At 74.6% G+C, this 16,719-nt stretch carries 10 protein-coding genes and 1 pseudogene; 6 read left to right on the top strand and 5 right to left on the bottom strand.

The window, feature by feature from the left end; all coding sequences use genetic code 11:
* The first annotated feature begins 603 nt into the window (after window positions 1–603).
* Entirely contained in the window at window positions 604–2,334 is a 1,731-nt protein-coding gene (locus E4P40_RS11440; protein WP_135158757.1) for a hypothetical protein, read from the top strand.
* On the opposite strand, the gene E4P40_RS11435 is transcribed toward E4P40_RS11440, so the two are convergent.
* On the bottom strand, window positions 2,226–3,599 hold the full coding sequence (locus tag E4P40_RS11435) for a glycosyltransferase family 4 protein (protein WP_209305273.1): 1,374 nt from the start codon (window positions 3,597–3,599) through the stop codon (window positions 2,226–2,228). The genes E4P40_RS11440 and E4P40_RS11435 overlap by 109 nt on opposite strands.
* Window positions 3,600–3,996: 397 nt before the next feature.
* Between E4P40_RS11435 and E4P40_RS11430 the strand changes: the two genes are divergently transcribed.
* The gene (locus E4P40_RS11430; protein ID WP_135158756.1) at window positions 3,997–4,980 is read left to right on the top strand and encodes a DUF3068 domain-containing protein; all 984 of its coding nucleotides are present in this window, start codon (window positions 3,997–3,999) and stop codon (window positions 4,978–4,980) included.
* 57 nt (window positions 4,981–5,037) lie between these two features.
* A pseudogene (locus E4P40_RS29530) lies at window positions 5,038–7,119 on the top strand (alpha-(1->3)-arabinofuranosyltransferase family protein); the annotation flags it as partial.
* 1,979 nt (window positions 7,120–9,098) lie between these two features.
* Here the strand turns inward: E4P40_RS29530 and E4P40_RS28935 are convergent.
* Complete coding sequence (locus tag E4P40_RS28935) at window positions 9,099–10,337, bottom strand: acyltransferase (RefSeq protein WP_135158754.1); 1,239 nt, start codon at window positions 10,335–10,337, stop codon at window positions 9,099–9,101.
* A gap of 93 nt (window positions 10,338–10,430) precedes the next feature.
* Complete coding sequence (locus tag E4P40_RS11415) at window positions 10,431–11,063, bottom strand: TetR/AcrR family transcriptional regulator (RefSeq protein WP_135158753.1); 633 nt, start codon at window positions 11,061–11,063, stop codon at window positions 10,431–10,433.
* A 111-nt stretch (window positions 11,064–11,174) separates the two neighbouring features.
* On the opposite strand from E4P40_RS11415, the gene E4P40_RS11410 reads away from it, so the two are divergent.
* Window positions 11,175–12,530: an MFS transporter gene (locus E4P40_RS11410; protein WP_135158752.1), complete on the top strand. Its 1,356-nt coding sequence runs from the start codon at window positions 11,175–11,177 to the stop codon at window positions 12,528–12,530.
* A 60-nt stretch (window positions 12,531–12,590) separates the two neighbouring features.
* Window positions 12,591–14,165, top strand: coding sequence for an FMN-binding glutamate synthase family protein (locus E4P40_RS11405; protein ID WP_135158751.1), 1,575 nt, complete (start codon window positions 12,591–12,593; stop codon window positions 14,163–14,165).
* Between the two features lie 60 nt (window positions 14,166–14,225).
* Here the strand turns inward: E4P40_RS11405 and E4P40_RS11400 are convergent, their stop codons facing one another.
* Both E4P40_RS11400 and E4P40_RS11395 read right to left on the bottom strand, forming a co-directional pair.
* On the bottom strand, window positions 14,226–14,867 hold the full coding sequence (locus E4P40_RS11400) for an FMN reductase (protein ID WP_135158750.1): 642 nt from the start codon (window positions 14,865–14,867) through the stop codon (window positions 14,226–14,228).
* Complete coding sequence (locus E4P40_RS11395; protein ID WP_135158749.1) at window positions 14,864–16,009, bottom strand: LLM class flavin-dependent oxidoreductase; 1,146 nt, start codon at window positions 16,007–16,009, stop codon at window positions 14,864–14,866. Before E4P40_RS11395 ends, E4P40_RS11400 begins: the two co-directional genes overlap by 4 nt.
* A gap of 335 nt (window positions 16,010–16,344) precedes the next feature.
* Between E4P40_RS11395 and E4P40_RS11390 the strand changes: the two genes are divergently transcribed.
* Window positions 16,345–16,719, top strand: a 375-nt coding sequence (locus tag E4P40_RS11390; protein ID WP_209305272.1) for a hypothetical protein, incomplete at its 3' end; no start/stop codon positions are given.

Below are 16,719 nucleotides of genomic sequence, written 5' to 3'. Positions count from 1 at the left end.
TCCCGCCGGCGAGCTCGGCGCCACCGAAGAACGCCGAGACCGCCGCGAGGCGGCCGTATCGCGAGCCGCCCTGCAGGAATCCCCTGGTAGCCGGCCACCAGCGTGTGGGGGAGCAGCAGGAGGGCGACCCAGGCCACGGGCGTGCCGTCGCGCAGGTGCAGCAGCGCCGTCGCGGGGGCGATCGCGAGCAGGCCGGCCGCCGTGACCGCCGACCCGGCCAGCACCGCGGTGGCGTGCAGCCGGCCGACGGCGCGGCCGTGCGCCCCCCTCCGCCCGCCGAGGTACAGCGCGGCGACGGTCTGGATGCCCGTCGCCGGTACCGAGCCCACGAGCAGCACGCCCATCAGCGCCGCGAGCTCGCCGAACGCCGAAGGGGCGAGCGACCGTGCCGCCGGGACGGTGAACCCGTACGCGAGGGCGTTGGTGCCGAGGAACGCCACCGAGACCAGCGCCGCCAGCCGACGGCACGACGGGAACGGCGCGAACGGGACGGCGCACCGTCGGGGCTCGCCCGTGGGATGAGGGGCGCCGTCACGCCCGCCACCTACGCTGCGCATCGGCCGGTGACCCGGCGCAGCCGGATGACCAGCGGAGGGGGGGCGCATGGAGTGGACCCGGCCGGAGCCCTCGCCGTGGCCCGCGCGGGCCACGGCCCTGGTCGTGGCGCTGCTGGTGACGGCTCCGGTGCTCGCGCCCGGCTTCGTCCTCCTCCGCGACATGGTCTTCGTTCCCCGCCAGGACCTGGACCTCGACGCCCTGGGGCTCGGCGGCACGCTGCCGCGGGCGGTGCCCGTGGACTCGGTCATGGCGCTGGTCACGACGGTGGTGCCGGGCGACCTGGTGCAGAAGGCGGTGCTGTTCGGCACCGTCCTCGCCGCGGTGCTCGGCGCGGCCCGGCTCGTCCCGGCCGGTCCCGACGGACGGCGCGGCCTCGCCGGTGCGGTCGCCGGCCTCGTGTACGGGTGGAGTCCCTACCTCGCCGAGCGATTGCTCATCGGGCACTGGACCCTGCTGCTGGCCTACGCGGCGCTGCCGTGGATCGCCCGCTCGGCGCTGCACGTTCGCGAGGGGCGGCCGGACGCCCTCGCGCGGCTGATCCTGGTCTGCGCCCCGGCCGCGCTCACCCCCACCGGGAGCCTGCTGGCCGTCGGCGTCGTGGTGGTCCTCGTCGGCCGCCCCCGGCTCCTCGCGGCGGGAGGTGCCGTGCTCGCCCTCTCCCTGCCGTGGATCGTCGGCGGGTTCCTGCACCCGTCCGGCGGGGCGTCGGACCCCGCGGGGGTGGCCGCCTTCGCTGCCCGCGCGGAGGGCTGGGGCGGCACCCTGGTGTCCCTGCTGGGCACCGGGGGCATCTGGAACGGCGGTGCGGTGCCGGCCAGCCGCGACAACGTCCTGCTCCCCGTCCTCACCCTGCTGCTGCTCGCCCTGGCAGTCACGGGCTGGGCCGGCCGCGCCGCGCGCACCGGTCCCGGCGGTCGGCTGGTGCTCCTCGGCCTCGCCGGGCTCGTCCTCGCACTGGCCGGCTCGCTCCCCGGCGTCCGTGACGTCCTCGAGTTCGCGGTCGAGGAGGTCCCGGGGGCGGGACTCCTCCGCGACGGGCAGAAGTGGGTGGCCTGGTGGGCGCTGCCGCTGGCCGTCGGCGCCGGGCTCGGCGCCCGCCGGCTGGCGGGGGCGGCGCGCAGCCGCAACGGGGAGACGGCCGCCGGCCTGGTGGCCGCGGCGGCCGTCGTCCTCCCGATCGTCGCGCTGCCCGACCTCGTGTGGGGCGTCGGCGGACGGCTGGAGCCGGTGGCCTATCCGGCCGACTGGCAGCGGGTGCGCGACGCGCTCGCCGCCGACGACGGTCCCGGCGACCTCCTCGTCCTGCCGTTCGGGGCCTACCGGGCCTTCGGCTGGAACGCCGACCGGCCGCAGCTGGACCCGGCTCCCCGGTGGCTGCCCCGCCCCGCCGTCGTCGACGACGAACTCGTGGTGGGCGGCCGTCCCGTCCGCGGCGAGGACGCCCGTGCGCGGACCGTGGCGGCGGCGGCCGGCGACGTCGACGAGCTCGCGGACCTCGGCATCGGCTTCGTGCTCGTCGAGCGGGGCACACCCGGTCGTCCGGTGCCGGCGGCCGTGACCGGTCTGCCCCTCGTGGTGGACGGCGCCGACCTCGACCTGTACCGGGTGCCGGGCGCCCGACCTGCGCCTTCGCCCTCGCCCGGTCGGGTGACAGTGGTCGTTCTGGTTCACGCGTGCGCGCTGGGCACGATCGTGGGGGCGGTGTTGTCGGCCACGACATTGCCCTCTACGGTGACGCTCCGTCGCCGCTCCCCAAGGAAAAGGGTTCCCGAATGAAGACGCTCGTCGCTGTTCTCATCGCTCTCGGCGGTGGAACGACGCTCGGGGTCGCTGCCGTTCTCGGTGTGCAGGCTTCCGTCAACCCGGACAGCGGCACGGCGGAGCAGAGCCAGCAGGGTCCGATCGACGTCCTGGACTACGGCGACCGGAGCTGATTCCCGAACGGCGGTGGCCAGCACCCCGGCGAAGCGACTGATGCTCGCCGGCCAGCTGTACGCCGCCGCGTGCCGTGCGGCCGCCTCGCCCATCCGGGCGCGGGCGGCCGCATCCATGAGCAGGCGGTCCACCGCCTCCACCATCTCGTCGAGGTCGTCGACCAGCACGCCGGTCCGCCCGTCGACCACCGACTCGCGCAGGCCGCCCGCCGAGCGGTAGCCCACCGTGGGGACGCGCTGGGCGCCGGCCTCGGTGACCACCAGGCCCCAGCCCTCCTTGACCGACGGGCAGAGGTGCACCCACGACCGGGCGAGCTCCTGGTGCTTGCCCTGCTCGTCGACGTAGCCGAGGAAGTCCACCAGGTCGGTGACGCCGAGCGCCCGGGCGTGCGCCCGCAGCTGCTCGTCCCACCAGCCCTCGCCGACGACCGACAGGCGCAGGCCGGGCCAACGGTCGCGCAGGCGGGCCACGACCTCGAGGGCGTGCTCGACGCGCTTGTGCGGAACCAGCCGGCCCAGCACGACCAGCCGCGGCTCGGGTGAGCGCCCGACCGCCACCTCCGGCGCCGGCTCCGTGCCGTTGCGCACGACGTCCAGCCGGTCGGAGGTGATGCCCAGCCCGGCGAGCTCCTCGGCCGTGGCCGTCGAGACGGTGACGTAGCGGCTGCGCCGGTAGAGCAGCGGCGCGAGCACCGACTCGATCCACCAGCCGATCGCGCCGCCGAGGCGGCCGAACACGATCGGCCACTGCTCGCGGTGCACGTGGTGCACGAGGACGACGACCGGGCGGCGTGTTCCGAGCGTGCTACCGAACGGCAGGCCGTTCTGGACGTCGACCACGAGCCGGGGCCGGTGCCGCAGCACGTGCAGCAGGGCCCGTGGGTAGACGCTGAGGCGCCCGCCCCGGCGCACCACGGAGACGCCGCCCATCGTCTCCCGGGCGGGAGCGCGCTCGTGGGCGGCGCAGAACAGGGAGACGCGCAGGCCCACGGCGGCCAGCCCCTCGGCCATGCGGTGGACGTAGCGCTCGGATCCACCGCCCTCGGGGTGGGTGACGTCCCGCCAGTTCACGAACAGGACGTCGATCGCCGGTGATCGAATGTGCACCGCGGGAGACTACCTGCGAGTAACCACGGTCCTGCCAGCCCATTCACCGCTTAGAGCAGGGTGCGCGAAAATGGCTCTCATGATCTCGCGCCGCACTTTTCCGCGCATTCCGCACCGCTCGGAGGTCGGTGGTTGCTCGGCGGCGTGACCTGCGTCTCCCTTGCAAGAAGTGAGCCCCTGGCAGCGCGGCGGCGGTGTGGGTCCGCCGTCCGGTACGGGCGCGTACCGTCGCCACCGTCACCCGGGAGGGTGACAGTTGCGGCCTTGGTACGCGGCGGTACCACCCGTGGGCGCGCTTCTTCCCGAGGTCGTATTGGTCGTTCCGCTACTCGCCAGTAGTGTTGCCGCGCTGCGACACCAGTGGAGTTGTCGCGACGAATCAGGAGGAGCCATCCGCATGCGAGGACGCGCCATCGGGCTGGGCTTGCTGGGTCTGGGAGCTTTCCTGCTCGCCGGGGCCCTCGCCGTCCGACTGTTCCTGGAGCCGGCGCTGGTCAAGCTGCCGCTCGACCAGGAGGCCGCGCCGACCGCGGTCGGCACCGACATCAGCTGGTTCGACATCGCCGCCGGTGAGCAGCTGACCGGACTCGAGGCCGACGTCCGCCAGAAGGTCGTGGGCGACCCGACGCAGGGTGCGGCGAACGAGGACGTCGCGGTCTGGAACTTCGGCTCCACGATCACCTCGACCGACGGCACCCTGCTCAACGCCGGCACCTACCGCGTCTGCCTCGACCGCCGCGAGGCCGTGGCCGTGGCGTGCGACGACATCGACCACGTCGACTACGACCGCAAGGTCTCGGTCGAGGGGCTGACGCTCACGTTCCCCTTCGGCACCGAGGAGCGGGACTACGACGTCTTCAACAGCACCGCCCGGGCCGCGTTCCCGGCGACCTTCGAGGGGGTCGAGGAGGTGGGCGGCCTCGAGACGTACCGCTTCGAGATGTCCATCCCGGAGACCGTCGTCCGCACCGCCGACCTGCCTGCGGCCATGGCCGGTGCCGACGGCACGGGCACGGTCGAGGCCGAGGTCGTCTACTCCAACGAGCGGGTCATCTGGGTGGAGCCGACCAGCGGCGTCATCGTGACCTCGGAGGAGCACCCGAACACCGTGGTGCGCGGTCCCGACGGCGAGACGGGCGTGACGATCCTGGCCGGGGACTTCGCCGGCAGCGAGGACACCATCGCCGCCGGCGTCGAGCGGGCGGAGGACTACCGGAGCCAGATCAACCTGGTGAAGACGGTCCTGCCGCTCTCGCTCGCCGTCCTCGGGCTCGTCTTCCTCCTCATCGGCGCCCTGCTGATCCGCCGCGGCCAGGCGGCCGGCGCCCACCACGAGGAGTCCTTCGAGGCGGCCCCCGTCCGGGAACCGCAGGTCCAGTGACCGACTGAGGAGGGTGGTCCACCCCGGTGGACCGCCGCCCTCCTCGCTCGTCCCGCCATGGCCACTCTGCTCCTCCGTCCGGACACGTCCGGTGCGTCGCCCGACGCCCCGCGCGACCAGCCGCCCCCACCGGAGGGCGGCCGTCGGCTGCCGATGGCCGAACGTGTCCGCTGGGCCACCGTCTGCCTCGGCTTCCTGGCGCTCACCCTGGCCCAGCAGCCCGGGCGGATCGTCCCGGACACCAAGCTCGACCTGACGATCGACCCGTGGGGTTGGCTGGACCGGGCGCTGACCCTCTGGGAGCCGGAGGGCTTCGCGGGGCAGGTGCAGAACCAGGCCTACGGCTACCTCTTCCCGATGGGGCCGTTCTTCGGCGTGGGGCAGGGCGCCGGGCTGCCGGCCTGGGTGGTGCAGCGGCTCTGGATGGCCCTGCTGCTCAGCGTCGCGTTCCTGGGTCTGGCCCTGCTGGCCCGCCGCCTCGGCATCGGCACCCCGACGTCGCGCCTGATCGGGGCGCTGGCCTACGCGCTGGCCCCGCGCATGCTGATGGGCCTGGGCGCCACCTCGATCGAGGTGCTGCCGATGGCGCTGGCGCCGTGGGTGCTGATCCCGCTGGTCGCCGGTGCGCGCGGCGGCTCGCCCCGCCGGGCGGCCGCCCTGTCCGGGCTCGCCGTGTTCTGCGTCGGCGGCGTGAACGCCGTGGCGACGTCGGCGGTGCTGCCGCTGGCGGTGCTGTTCCTGCTCACCCGGCCGGCCGGTCCCCGCCGGCGCCGGCTGATCGGCTGGTGGGTCGCCGCGGTCGGGCTGGCCACGGCGTGGTGGGCCGGCCCGCTGCTCCTGCTGCGGCAGTACAGCCCCCCGTTCCTCGACTACATCGAGACGGCGGCGATCACCACGACGCCGACCGGCCTGCTGTCGACGCTGCGCGGCACCACCCAGTGGGTCGCCTACCTCGCCGACGGCAAGGGCCCCATCTGGCCGACGGGCTGGACCCTGGTGCACGACGTCGCACCGATCCTCGCGACGGTCCTGCTGGCATCGGCCGGGCTGCTCGGCCTCGCCTGGCCGCGGCTGCCCGAGCGGGCCTGGCTGGTGCTGGGCCTCCTCGCCGGACTGGCCCTGGTGACGCTGGGCCACCGTGGCGCCGTGGAGGGCCTCCTCGCCGGGCCGCTCCACGAGGCGCTCGACGGCGTGCTCGCGCCGATGCGGAACGTGCACAAGTTCGACCCGGTGCTGCGGCTGCCGCTCGCCCTGGGGGTGGCCCACGTGGTCGGCGTGCTGGTGGTGCGCGTCCGCCGTCCCGGGCCGGGTCGCCTCGTCGGGCGGGCCGGGGTGGTGGCCGTCGTCCTGGCCTTGGTCACCACGGCGTCGCCGGCGATCGGCGGCCGGCTGTCCCCACCCACGGGGTTCGAGACGATCCCCGGCTACTGGGAGGAGACGGCCGAGTACCTCGCCGACGCGCGGCCCAGCGGCCGCGCGCTGCTGCTGCCGGCCTCGTCCTTCGGCACCTACATCTGGGGCAGCACCTCCGACGAGCCGATGCAGGCCCTCGCCGACTCGCCCTGGACGGTCCGCAGCGCCATCCCGCTGAGCGCCCCCGCGCACATCCGCGTGCTGGACGCGGTGGAGGAGCGGCTGGCCCGCGGCGAGGGCTCCGCCGGCCTGGCCGGCCATCTGGCCCGCGCCGGCATCTCGCACCTGGTGGTGCGCAACGACCTCGACTCCGGCGGCGTCGGCTCGATCCGGCCGATCCTGGTCCAGCAGGCGCTGCGGAACTCGCCCGGCATCGGCCGCGTGGCGGCCTTCGGGCCGCAGGTCCCGTCCGAGACGCAGCTCTTCGGCCGGATCCTCGACTCGTACCTGACGCCACCGCGCCCGGCCGTCGAGGTCTACGCCGTCGCCGGCGCGGCGCCCCGGGCGTACACGGCACCGTTGTCCGACGCCGTGTCGGTCGCCGGAGGGCCCGACGGGCTGCTCGCGCTGGAGGACCGCGGACTGGTGACGGGGCGCCCGGCGCTGCTGGCCGACGGGTCCGCCGAGGTCCCGGGCACCGTGCTGGTCAGTGACGCGCAGGTGCGCCGCGAACGCGCCTACGGACGCACCGCGGACGCCGTCTCGGCCGGCCTCACCACCACCGATCCCCGCCGCTTCGACGGTCCCGAGCGCGACTACACCTATCCCGGCGCCGAGCTGGCCGAGAGCGTCGTCCGGATCGACGGGGGCACCCTCGCGGCGTCGAGCTCGGCCTCGGACGCGGACAGCGCGGGGGGCGCGCACGTCGGTGACCAGCCCTACGCCGCGATCGACGGGGACCCGACCACGGCCTGGCGCCCGGCCGACCGGCTGGGGGACCCGCAGCGGGTCTGGTGGCGGATCGAGACCGACCGGCCCATCGCCGCCCGCGCGATCGTCGTCCGGCTGGCCGACGAGCCGGACTCGGCCGGCGCTCCGCCGGCACGGCTACGGGTCACCACGGACGGCGGCTCCCGCACGATGGAGCTCGCCGACACGACCGCTCCGCAGCGCATCCCGCTCCCGGCCGGCGACACCTCGCGGCTGACCCTCGACGTGCCGGGGGAGACCACCGCGAACCTCGCGCTGGCCGAGGTCGAGATCCCCGGTCTCGAGGTGACGCGCACCGTCGTGACCCCGGCGCCGGCAGCGGCTGCCGCCGCGTACGCCTTCGACGCCGGGCACCCGGCCACCTCCGGGTGCGCGAGCGAGGCGGGCGGGCGGCCGCGCTGCAGCCCTGACCTGGTCCGGTCCGCCGAGGAGGTCGCCGGCATCGACCGCGTCTTCACGGTCGCCTCCCCGGCGGGCTTCGACGTGGCCGTCACCGCCGTGCCGCGTCCGGGAGCCGCGCTGGACGCCCTGATCGCCGCCACTGCGCGCCCTGCCGGGCCCGTCGTCGAGGCGAGCAGTGCCGCGGTGCCGGACCCTCGCGCAGGCGCGGACGCCGCGCTGGACGGCAACCCGAGGACGACGTGGGTCGCGGACGAGGACGACGCCCGGCCGAGCCTCACGCTGACGTGGCCCGAGCCCCGCACGATCGACGCGGTCGCCGTCGGCCTCGCGCCGAACACCGCGGCGTCGCTCGTCACCGCGGTCGGTGTCACCGCCGACGGCCTGGAGCAGACCGTCGGCCTCGACCCGACCGGGACCGCCCGGTTCGCGCCCGTGACCACCCAGCGGCTCACCCTGACCTTCCCGGTCCGGCGGGAGCTCGAGTCCTACGACCCGTACGAGCGCCGGGTGGAGACCCTGCCGCTGGGCGTCAGCGAGCTGGGCATCACCGGCCTGGACGTCGGCGACGGCACGGCGGTGGTCGACGTCCCGTGCGGCCGGGGCCCGGTCGTCACGGTGGACGGCGACCCGCGCCCGACGGCGCTGCGGACGACGGTCGCCGCGCTCCGGTCCCTTCAGCCGGTGCCGCTGCAGCTCTGCGCGGGCGCGGGGACCGGCCGGCTCGCCGCGGGACAGCACCGGTTCGCCGCCCTGAGCACCGACGCCTTCGCGGTCAGGTCGGCCACCCTGCTCCGCGCCGGGACGGGCGCATCGGGTGCCGCCGACCGGCGGGCCGTGGACGTCGAGCAGTGGGACCGCGAGCACCGCCGGGTGGCGGTGGCCGCGCGAACCGAGCCGACGCTCCTGGTGGTGCCCGAGAACGTGAACCCCGGGTGGGTGGCCACGCTCGACGGCCGGGAACTGGCGGCCCGCACCGTCGACGGCTGGCAGCAGGGGTACGTCGTCCCGGCGGGGGATGCCGGCGAGGTGGTCCTGGAGTTCCGGGCCGGCTCCGTCTACCACGCAGCCCTGGCCGCGGGTGCCGTCGCCGTTCTGGTGCTGCTCGGCCTCGTGCTCGTGCCCGGGCGGGGCGGGGGTCCGGCGGGGTCCGGTCGCGGCCGGGCCGCCCGCTGGGTCGTCGTCCTCGGCACCGTGGCGGGGACCGCGCTCGTCGGTGGGGGAGCGGCGCTGGCCCTCCTCGCCGCGACCACCGGTCTGGCCGTGCTGGCCGGCCCGCGCCGGCGCGCCGTCCCGGGCGTCGTGGCGGCGGGCTGTCTGCTGGCGGCGGCCGTCGTGCTCCTCGCCGCGTCCGGGGAGGCCGCCGAGGTCGCGGTTCAGCTGCTGGCGCTGGCGGCGGTGACCGCCGTGGCCTCGTCGCTGCTCGCTGGGGAGCCGGGCACCCGGCTCTCCGGGACCACGGTGCGCCAGCGGCGCAGCGGCCGCTCCACCAGCACGTAGAGCGCGGCCGCGAGCGCCGTGGACAGCAGCCACACCGCCAGGCCCACCCAGAAGACGCTGCCGGTGAACTGCACGAGGTCGAGGACCGCGAACCCGCCGGCCAGGACGACGACGTGGATCAGGAACAGGCCGTAGGAGAGCTCGCCCAGGAAGTGGCCGGCGCGGCTGGCGAGCGCACGCCGCGCCCAGCCGTGCCCCGGGGTACCGAACACCAGCGGCAGGACCAGCAGGAAGGCCACGGCGAGGTAGAGCGCGCTCTTGAGCACCGCCTGGGCGGCCGTGGGCTCGAGCAGCCCCATCGGCCCGGCCACCGGGCTGTTGGCGATCCAGAACAGCGCCCCGGCGGCGGCCCAGCAGGTCGGCAGGCTCGCCCCGAGTTCCGCGGCCAGGCGCACCGGCCGCCACGCCGGATCGGACACCGAGAGCACCGCGAGCGCCATGCCGGCGGCGAACCACCCGGCGTAGGACGGCAGCCACAGGTCCATCCCGCTGGAGGGGAAGGGCCGGGCGGCCCAGTGCCAGGCGAGGAAGGCGAACCCGCCGAGCGCGGCGAGGGCGAGGGCGAGGAGGACCCCGGCCGGACGGTCGGGACGGTGGCGCGCCAGCCGCACCAGCCCGGCGCCCGCGACGGGCAGCACCAGGTAGAACGCCACCTCGGTGCTGAGGCTCCAGGTGTGGGACAGGCCCTCGCGGAGGTGCCCGGTGCCGTAGACCTGGGTGAGCGTCAGGTGGCGGAGCCAGTCGGCCGGTCCGGCGCCGTCGTTCTGCGGCAGGAGCAACAGGGCGGCCACGACGGTCAGCCAGTACGCCGGCAGGATCCGCAGCGCGCGGCGCCACAGGTACGCCGCCGTCCGCGGTCCCGGACGGCCCTCGCAGGCGGCGAGGAAGAGCGGCCGGGACAGCAGGAAGCCCGACAGCACGAAGAAGATCGCCACTCCGATGTCGAGGCGGGAGAAGATCCGCCCCGTCAGGTCGGGCGTGTAGTGGCCGGTCCAGAAGGCGACGTGGTGCAGCAGGACGGCCGTCGCCGCGAGAGCCCGGGCCCCGTCGAGGGCCGGGAAGGCGCGCTCGGTCACCGACGCCGGACCGCCTTCCACCGCGGCAGATGCGGTCACGACCGTCCCTTCGCTCGCCGACCCTCGGTGCGGGGCGCCCGGGAGAGCGTAGAAGAGGTGGTTACCGGCCGGTAGCCAGTGCGCCCGGAAGGGTCAGTCGCGCCGCTCGAGCAGGCCGACGACGATCTCGGTCGCGACGGGGATGTCCTCGGCCAGCCGCTCGGCCTCGCCGCGCTCGACGCGGGCGAGCATCAGCTCGTTGATCCCGCCGACCGCGGCGACCAGGAGGTCGCGGCCGACCGGTCGCACCTCGTCGGGGTGCTCCTCGGCGAGCCCGGTCGCCACCTGGCAGAGCAGGTCGACGTAGCGGTCGATCATGCCGCGGCGCAGGACGAGGGCCGGCCGGCCCGCGGCCTGGACCTCGACGAGGGCGGCCCACGCGACGGCGGGTCCGGCGGCGAGCGTCTCGAGGTAGGCCCCGATACCGGCCCGCAGCCGGTCCCGCCACGGGAGGTCGGCCGCGCGCGCCGACTCCTGCGCCTCCCGCACGGTCTCGAGGACGTTGTCGTTCGCGCGCGAGTACAGCTCCAGGAGGCAGTGCTCCTTGTCGCGGAAGTGCGCGTAGACCACCGTCTTGGACACCCGCGCGGCGGCGGCGATGTCGGCGATGGTCGTCGCCCGGTAGCCCTTGGTGGCCATGCAGGTGGCGAGCGCCCACAGGATCCGGCCGCGACGCGGGGCGTCGTCCACGGCCGGATCGTCGGCGGGGTCCACGAGCGTGTGCATCGAGCGGAACTGTAACGGGCAGGTGGCCGCCGGTGACCGATCTCACCGCGCCGTGCGGAAGGTGTGCCGCCGGTGCACTGTCTTCCTGGAGTGAGTCCTTCTGGGGAGGCCATGTCGACGACCGGGCCGACGAATGGGCCGACGAATGGGCCGACGACCGCGGGTGCGCGCGCCTACACCGTGTGGGCGGTCGGTCTCATCGCCTACGCCGTCGCCGTCTTCCACCGGTCCTCGCTCGGCGTGGCGGCGGTGGAGGCCCAGGAGCGGTTCTCGGCCGGCGCGTCGGCGGTCTCGCTGTTCCTGGTCCTGCAGCTGGCTGTCTACGCGGCCCTGCAGATCCCGGTGGGCGTCGCCCTCGACCGGTTCGGCTCCCGCCGGATGATCCTCGCCGGCGCCGTCACGATGGCTGCCGGCCAGCTGGTGCTCGCGCTGGCCACGGACGTGCCGACCGCGGTGCTGGCGCGGGTGCTCATCGGCGCCGGGGACGCGATGACCTTCATCAGCGTGCTGCGGCTGGTCGCCTTCTGGTTCGCGGGCAGCCGGGTCCCACTGGTCACCCAGCTCACCGGGATCCTCGGCCAGGTCGGCTCGATCGCCGCGGCCTATCCGCTCGTGGCGCTGCTGCACCTCACCTCGTGGCGGACCACGTTCCTCGGTGCCGCGGCGACCGGTGTGCTGGTCGCCGTCCTCGTGCTCGTGGCCCTGCGCGACGCCCCGGCGGGGACTGTCGTCGAGGCGCCGGCGGGCATGGCGGCGCTGCGGCGCCGACTCGGCGACACCTGGCGCGAGCCGGGCACCCGCATCGGCCTGTACACCCACCTGGTCACCCAGTTCTCCGGCACCGTCTTCGCCCTGCTGTGGGGCTACCCGTTCCTCGTGCTGGGGGAGGGGCGGTCGCCGGGGACGGCGGCGGGGCTGCTCACGCTGCTCGTCCTCGTGGGGATGGGCGTCGGTCCGCTGCTGGGCCGGCTCTGCGGCCGCTGGCCCCTGCGCCGCTCGGTGCTCGTCTTCACGATCCTCGGGGCGACCGCCGCGGTCTGGACCGTCGTCCTGCTGTGGCCCGGTCCGGCACCGCTGCCCCTGCTGGTGGTCCTGGTGATCGTCCTCGGCACCAACGGTCCCGGGTCGATGATCGGCTTCGACTACGCCCGGACGTGGAACCCGGCCGAGCGCCAGGGGAGCGCGAGCGGTGTCGTGAACGTCGGCGGGTTCGTGGCCTCCCTCCTCACGATCCTGGCCGTCGGGGCGGTGCTCGACGTCATGACGCCGGGCGCCTCCACGGACTACGGCCTCGACGCGTTCCGGGCCGCCTTCTCGGTGCAGTACGTGTTCTGGGCGATCGGCCTCGTCGGCGTGCTCCGCCACCGCCGCCAGCTGCGCGAGCGGCTGGCCCGGGACGGCGTCGTCCTCGCGCCGCTGCACGTCGCGGTCGGCGCGCGGCTCCGGGGCGGCTCGGCCTACCGCTGACCTGCGTCTGCGCGGCCGTTCGACTTGAGCGGGCCGCCGTCGCCGAGGAAGGTGACGGCCATGAGCCTCGCCTCGAGGGCTGTGGGCGCCGGCCTGGCCGCACTGGCCGGCGTCGCGGCGCGGGACCTGATGCAGCGCGAGCACACCCTGCTCCGCAACTTCCCGGTCCTCGGCCACGCCCGCTACCTGCTGGAGTCCGTCGGGCCGGAGCTGCGCCAGTACCTGGTGGCCGGCAACAACGAGGAGCGCCCGTTCACCCGCGACCAGCGGCGGTGGGTCTACGCCTCGTCGAAGAAGGACAACAACTACTTCGGCTTCGGCACCGACAACGACCTCGAGTACACCGCCGGCTACCCCGTCATCAACCACCGCACCTTCGGTCGGGCCGTGCCGCCGACGCACGTCGAGGCGGGGCAGGACGTCGCCCTGCCGGCCGCCAAGGTGCTGGGCGCGGCGCGGGGCCGGGCGTCGGCCTTCCGGCCGGCCTCGGTCGTCAACGTCTCGGCCATGAGCTTCGGATCGCTGTCCGGTGCGGCGATCGAGGCCCTCAACCGCGGCGCGGCGCTCGCCGGCTGCATGCAGAACACCGGTGAGGGCGGCCTGTCGGTCCACCACCGCCACGGGGGCGAGCTGGTCTACCAGATCGGGACGGCGTACTTCGGCTGCCGCGACGAGGACGGCCGGTTCGACCTGCAGCGGCTCAAGGACCTGGTCGCGGGCGCGCCGGTGCGGGCGCTGGAGATCAAGCTCAGCCAGGGCGCGAAGCCGGGCCTCGGCGGCGTGCTGCCCGCGGCGAAGGTCTCGGCGGAGATCGCCGCCACCCGGGGCGTCCGTGAGGGCGTGGACTGCATCAGTCCGTCCCGGCACGCGGAGTTCTCCGACCCCGACAGCCTGCTCGACTGGGTCGAGCTCCTGGCCACCGAGACCGGCCTGCCGGTCGGCATCAAGTCGGCCGTCGGTGACATGGCGTTCTGGGACGAGCTCACCGACCTCATGACGCGGACCGGTCGCGGCGTCGACTTCGTCACCATCGACGGCGGCGAGGGCGGCACCGGCGCGGCGCCGATGATCTTCACCGACTCGGTCTCCCTGCCCTTCCAGCTCGGGTTCGCGCGGGTCTACTCCGCCTTCGCGAGGGCGGGACTGCACGAGCAGGTGGCGTTCATCGGGGCGGGGAAGCTCGGGCTGCCCGACAACGCGGTCGTCGCCTTCGCCCTGGGGTGCGACATGGTCAACGTGGCCCGGGAGGCGATGCTGGCGATCGGCTGCATCCAGGCCCAGAAGTGCCACACCGACACCTGCCCGACCGGCGTGGCCACCCAGAACAAGTGGCTGGCCCACGGGCTCGACCCGGCGCTGAAGTCCGTGCGGCTGGCGAACTACGTCTCCACGTTGCGCCGCGACCTGCTCAAGGTGGCCGAGGCCTGCGGTGTGGAGCACCCGGGGCTCATCGACAGCGGATCGGTGGAGGTGCTCACCGGCCGGACCGCGTCTCGGCCGCTGCACGAGGTCTACGACTACGAAGCGGACTGGGGGCTGCCGTCGGCCGCGGACCGCGAGGCGATCGTCCGGATCATGACGGCCCACGCCCCTCAGGGCGGCTCGGCCCCGCCGTCGAAGGACGCCGTCGGCTGAGTGACGGACCCCGTCCTCCCCGCCACCCGCGCTCGCGGCGGTGCCCTGGACGGGGCCGTCCTATGAGGCGCCGGTGCCTCGGAGGAGCTCCTCGAAGGACGTCGTCGGGTCGGCGAACGGGTCGACCGGGGCCGCCGGCGCACGCCCGGCCATGAGGTCGGCCAGCTCGCCCGCCGCGCGGTCGATCCGGCCGGCGAGCGCCGAGCTGGTGCCGCCGCCGGGGCCGGCCCAGTCCTCGGATGCGGCGAAGACCGCCGTCGGCAGGACGACCGACCGCAGGTAGGCGAACAGCGGCCGCAGCGCGTGCTCCAGCGCGAGCGAGTGCCGGGCCGTGCCGGCGGTCGCCCCGAGGAGGACCGGCTTGCCGGCGAGGGCGTCCTTGTCCAGGACGTCGACGAACGTCTTGAACAGCCCGCTGTAGGACGCCGAGAAGATCGGGGTGACCGCGATCAGGCCGTCCGCTCCGACCACCGTGTCCACGGCCGCCCGCAGCGAGGTGGTCGGGAAACCGGTCAGCAGGTTGTCGGCGAGGTCGCGGGCGTGCTCGCGCAGCTCGACGACCTCCACCGTGGCGGTGATCCCGCGTTCCCGCAGGGCGTCGACCGCCGCGGCGGTCATGCGGTCGGCGAGCAGCCGCGTCGACGACGGGTTGCTCAGGCCGGCGCTGACGACGGCGAGGGTGCGCGTGGTCCCGGTGCTCATGCCTCGACCTCCTCGCGGGCCTGGCCGGTGACGCTGTCGGCGGGGGCGTACACGGTGGAGTCCTTGGCCCCGCCGGCGGCGGCGACCAGGGAGGTGTGGGTGGGGGCGTCCGGGACGTGGGCCGGCTTGAGGGCGGCGAACTCCTTGCGCAGCACGGGCACGACCTCCTCGCCGAGCAGGTCGAGCTGCTCGAGGACGGTCTTCAGCGGCAGTCCGGCGTGGTCGATGAGGAACAGCTGCCGCTGGTAGTCGCCGACGTAGTCGCGGAAGCCGAGGGTGCGCTCGATGACCTGCTCGGGGCTGCCGACGGTCAGCGGGGTCTGCTCGGTGAACTCCTCCAGCGACGGGCCGTGACCGTAGACGGGGGCGACGTCGAAGTAGGGACGGAACTCCTCGACCGCGTCCTGCGACCGCTTGCGCATGAAGACCTGTCCGCCGAGGCCGACGATGGCCTGGTCGGCCGAGCCGTGGCCGTAGTGCTCGTAGCGGCGGCGGTAGAACTCGACCATCCGCTGGGTGTGCTCCGGCGGCCAGAAGATGTGGTTGTGGAAGAACCCGTCGCCGTAGTACGCGGCCTGCTCGGCGATCTGGGGACTGCGGATCGAGCCGTGCCACACGAACGGCGGGACGTCGTCCAGCGGACGCGGGGTGGAGGTGAACCCCTGCAGCGGCGTGCGGAACTTGCCCTCCCAGTTGACGACGTCCTCGCGCCACAGCCGGCGCAGCAGGGCGTAGTTCTCGACGGCGAGCTCGATGCCGTCGCGGATGTCCTTGCCGAACCAGGGGTAGACCGGGCCGGTGTTGCCGCGACCCATCATCAGGTCGACCCGGCCGTCGGCCAGGTGCTGGAGCATCGCGTAGTCCTCGGCGATCTTCACCGGGTCGTTCGTCGTGATCAGCGTCGTCGAGGTGGAGAGCTGGATCGACGAGGTCTTCGCCGCGACCCATGCGAGCGTCGTGGTGGGGGAGGAGGAGAAGAACGGGGGGTTGTGGTGCTCGCCGAGGGCGAAGACGTCGAGACCGACCTCCTCCGCCTTCTGCGCGATGGCGAGGACGGCCTTGATCCGCTCGGCCTCGGTCGGGGTGCGACCGGTCGTCGGGTCGGGCGTGATGTCGCTGACCGTGAAGATGCCGAACTGCATGTCCGTCTCCGTTACTAGTTGAGAGTGCAACTACTGCTGGCGACAACACGGCCGACCGCCGTCCTATGCCCGGCTCCCGGCAGGACCACTCTCGCCGCTTGCCGACCGCAGCGGAAGGCGGATGATGCGGGGTGGCGACTGTGCGTAGCCGTCCTGGCACGGTCAGCCGAACTACGCCGTTGCCACTTCACGGTCCGGTCACGGACCGGTTCCGGGCGCGTGGGTTCTGGCACTGTCCGAGCCGGTACTGGCGGCGGTGCCCCGACGCCGGCTCGCACCGTCCGGCGTGGGCCGGTGGGCGGACCGGGTGCCGGGCGCAGGGGGACGGAGCGGCGATGTTTCGCAATGCGGACGCGGGCGGGGAAGTGGCCGAGGGCGGATCCGGGGAGGCCCGGCCCAACTACGCCGGTGACCTCGACGACCTGCTGGGAATCCGGCCGGTCTTCCGCGTCCGGCCGCGCGGGTACGACCGGCTGCAGGTGGACAACTACGCGGCCTGGGCGGAGTCGGAGCTGGCCGGCGCGCGGCGCGAGGTCGACCACCTGCTGAGCCGGTTCGGGGCCTGCTCGGCCGAGCTGGAGATCTCCCGACGGCTGCTCGCCGAGGTGCCGCAGCGTCGCGACGTCTTCCCCGTGTCCGACCGGGTCGAGGAGATGCTCCGGCTGGCCTCCGACGAGGCCGCGGCGCTGGCCGAGGCCGGGGCCGAGGAG

It is taken from the genome of Blastococcus sp. CT_GayMR20, from assembly GCF_004570345.1.
This window is presented reverse-complemented; position numbering and strand designations above follow the sequence as displayed.

Excerpts from the sequence above, each read along its gene's own strand:
- E4P40_RS11440 (WP_135158757.1), top strand. The coding sequence starts at position 604 with ATGGAGTGGACCCGGCCGGAGCCCTCGCCGTGGCCCGCGCGGGCCACG.
- E4P40_RS11430 (WP_135158756.1), top strand. The coding sequence starts at position 3,997 with ATGCGAGGACGCGCCATCGGGCTGGGCTTGCTGGGTCTGGGAGCTTTC.
- E4P40_RS11415 (WP_135158753.1), bottom strand. The coding sequence starts at position 11,063 with ATGCACACGCTCGTGGACCCCGCCGACGATCCGGCCGTGGACGACGCC.
- E4P40_RS11410 (WP_135158752.1), top strand. The coding sequence starts at position 11,175 with ATGTCGACGACCGGGCCGACGAATGGGCCGACGAATGGGCCGACGACC.
- E4P40_RS11405 (WP_135158751.1), top strand. The coding sequence starts at position 12,591 with ATGAGCCTCGCCTCGAGGGCTGTGGGCGCCGGCCTGGCCGCACTGGCC.
- E4P40_RS11400 (WP_135158750.1), bottom strand. The coding sequence starts at position 14,867 with ATGAGCACCGGGACCACGCGCACCCTCGCCGTCGTCAGCGCCGGCCTG.
- E4P40_RS11395 (WP_135158749.1), bottom strand. The coding sequence starts at position 16,009 with ATGCAGTTCGGCATCTTCACGGTCAGCGACATCACGCCCGACCCGACG.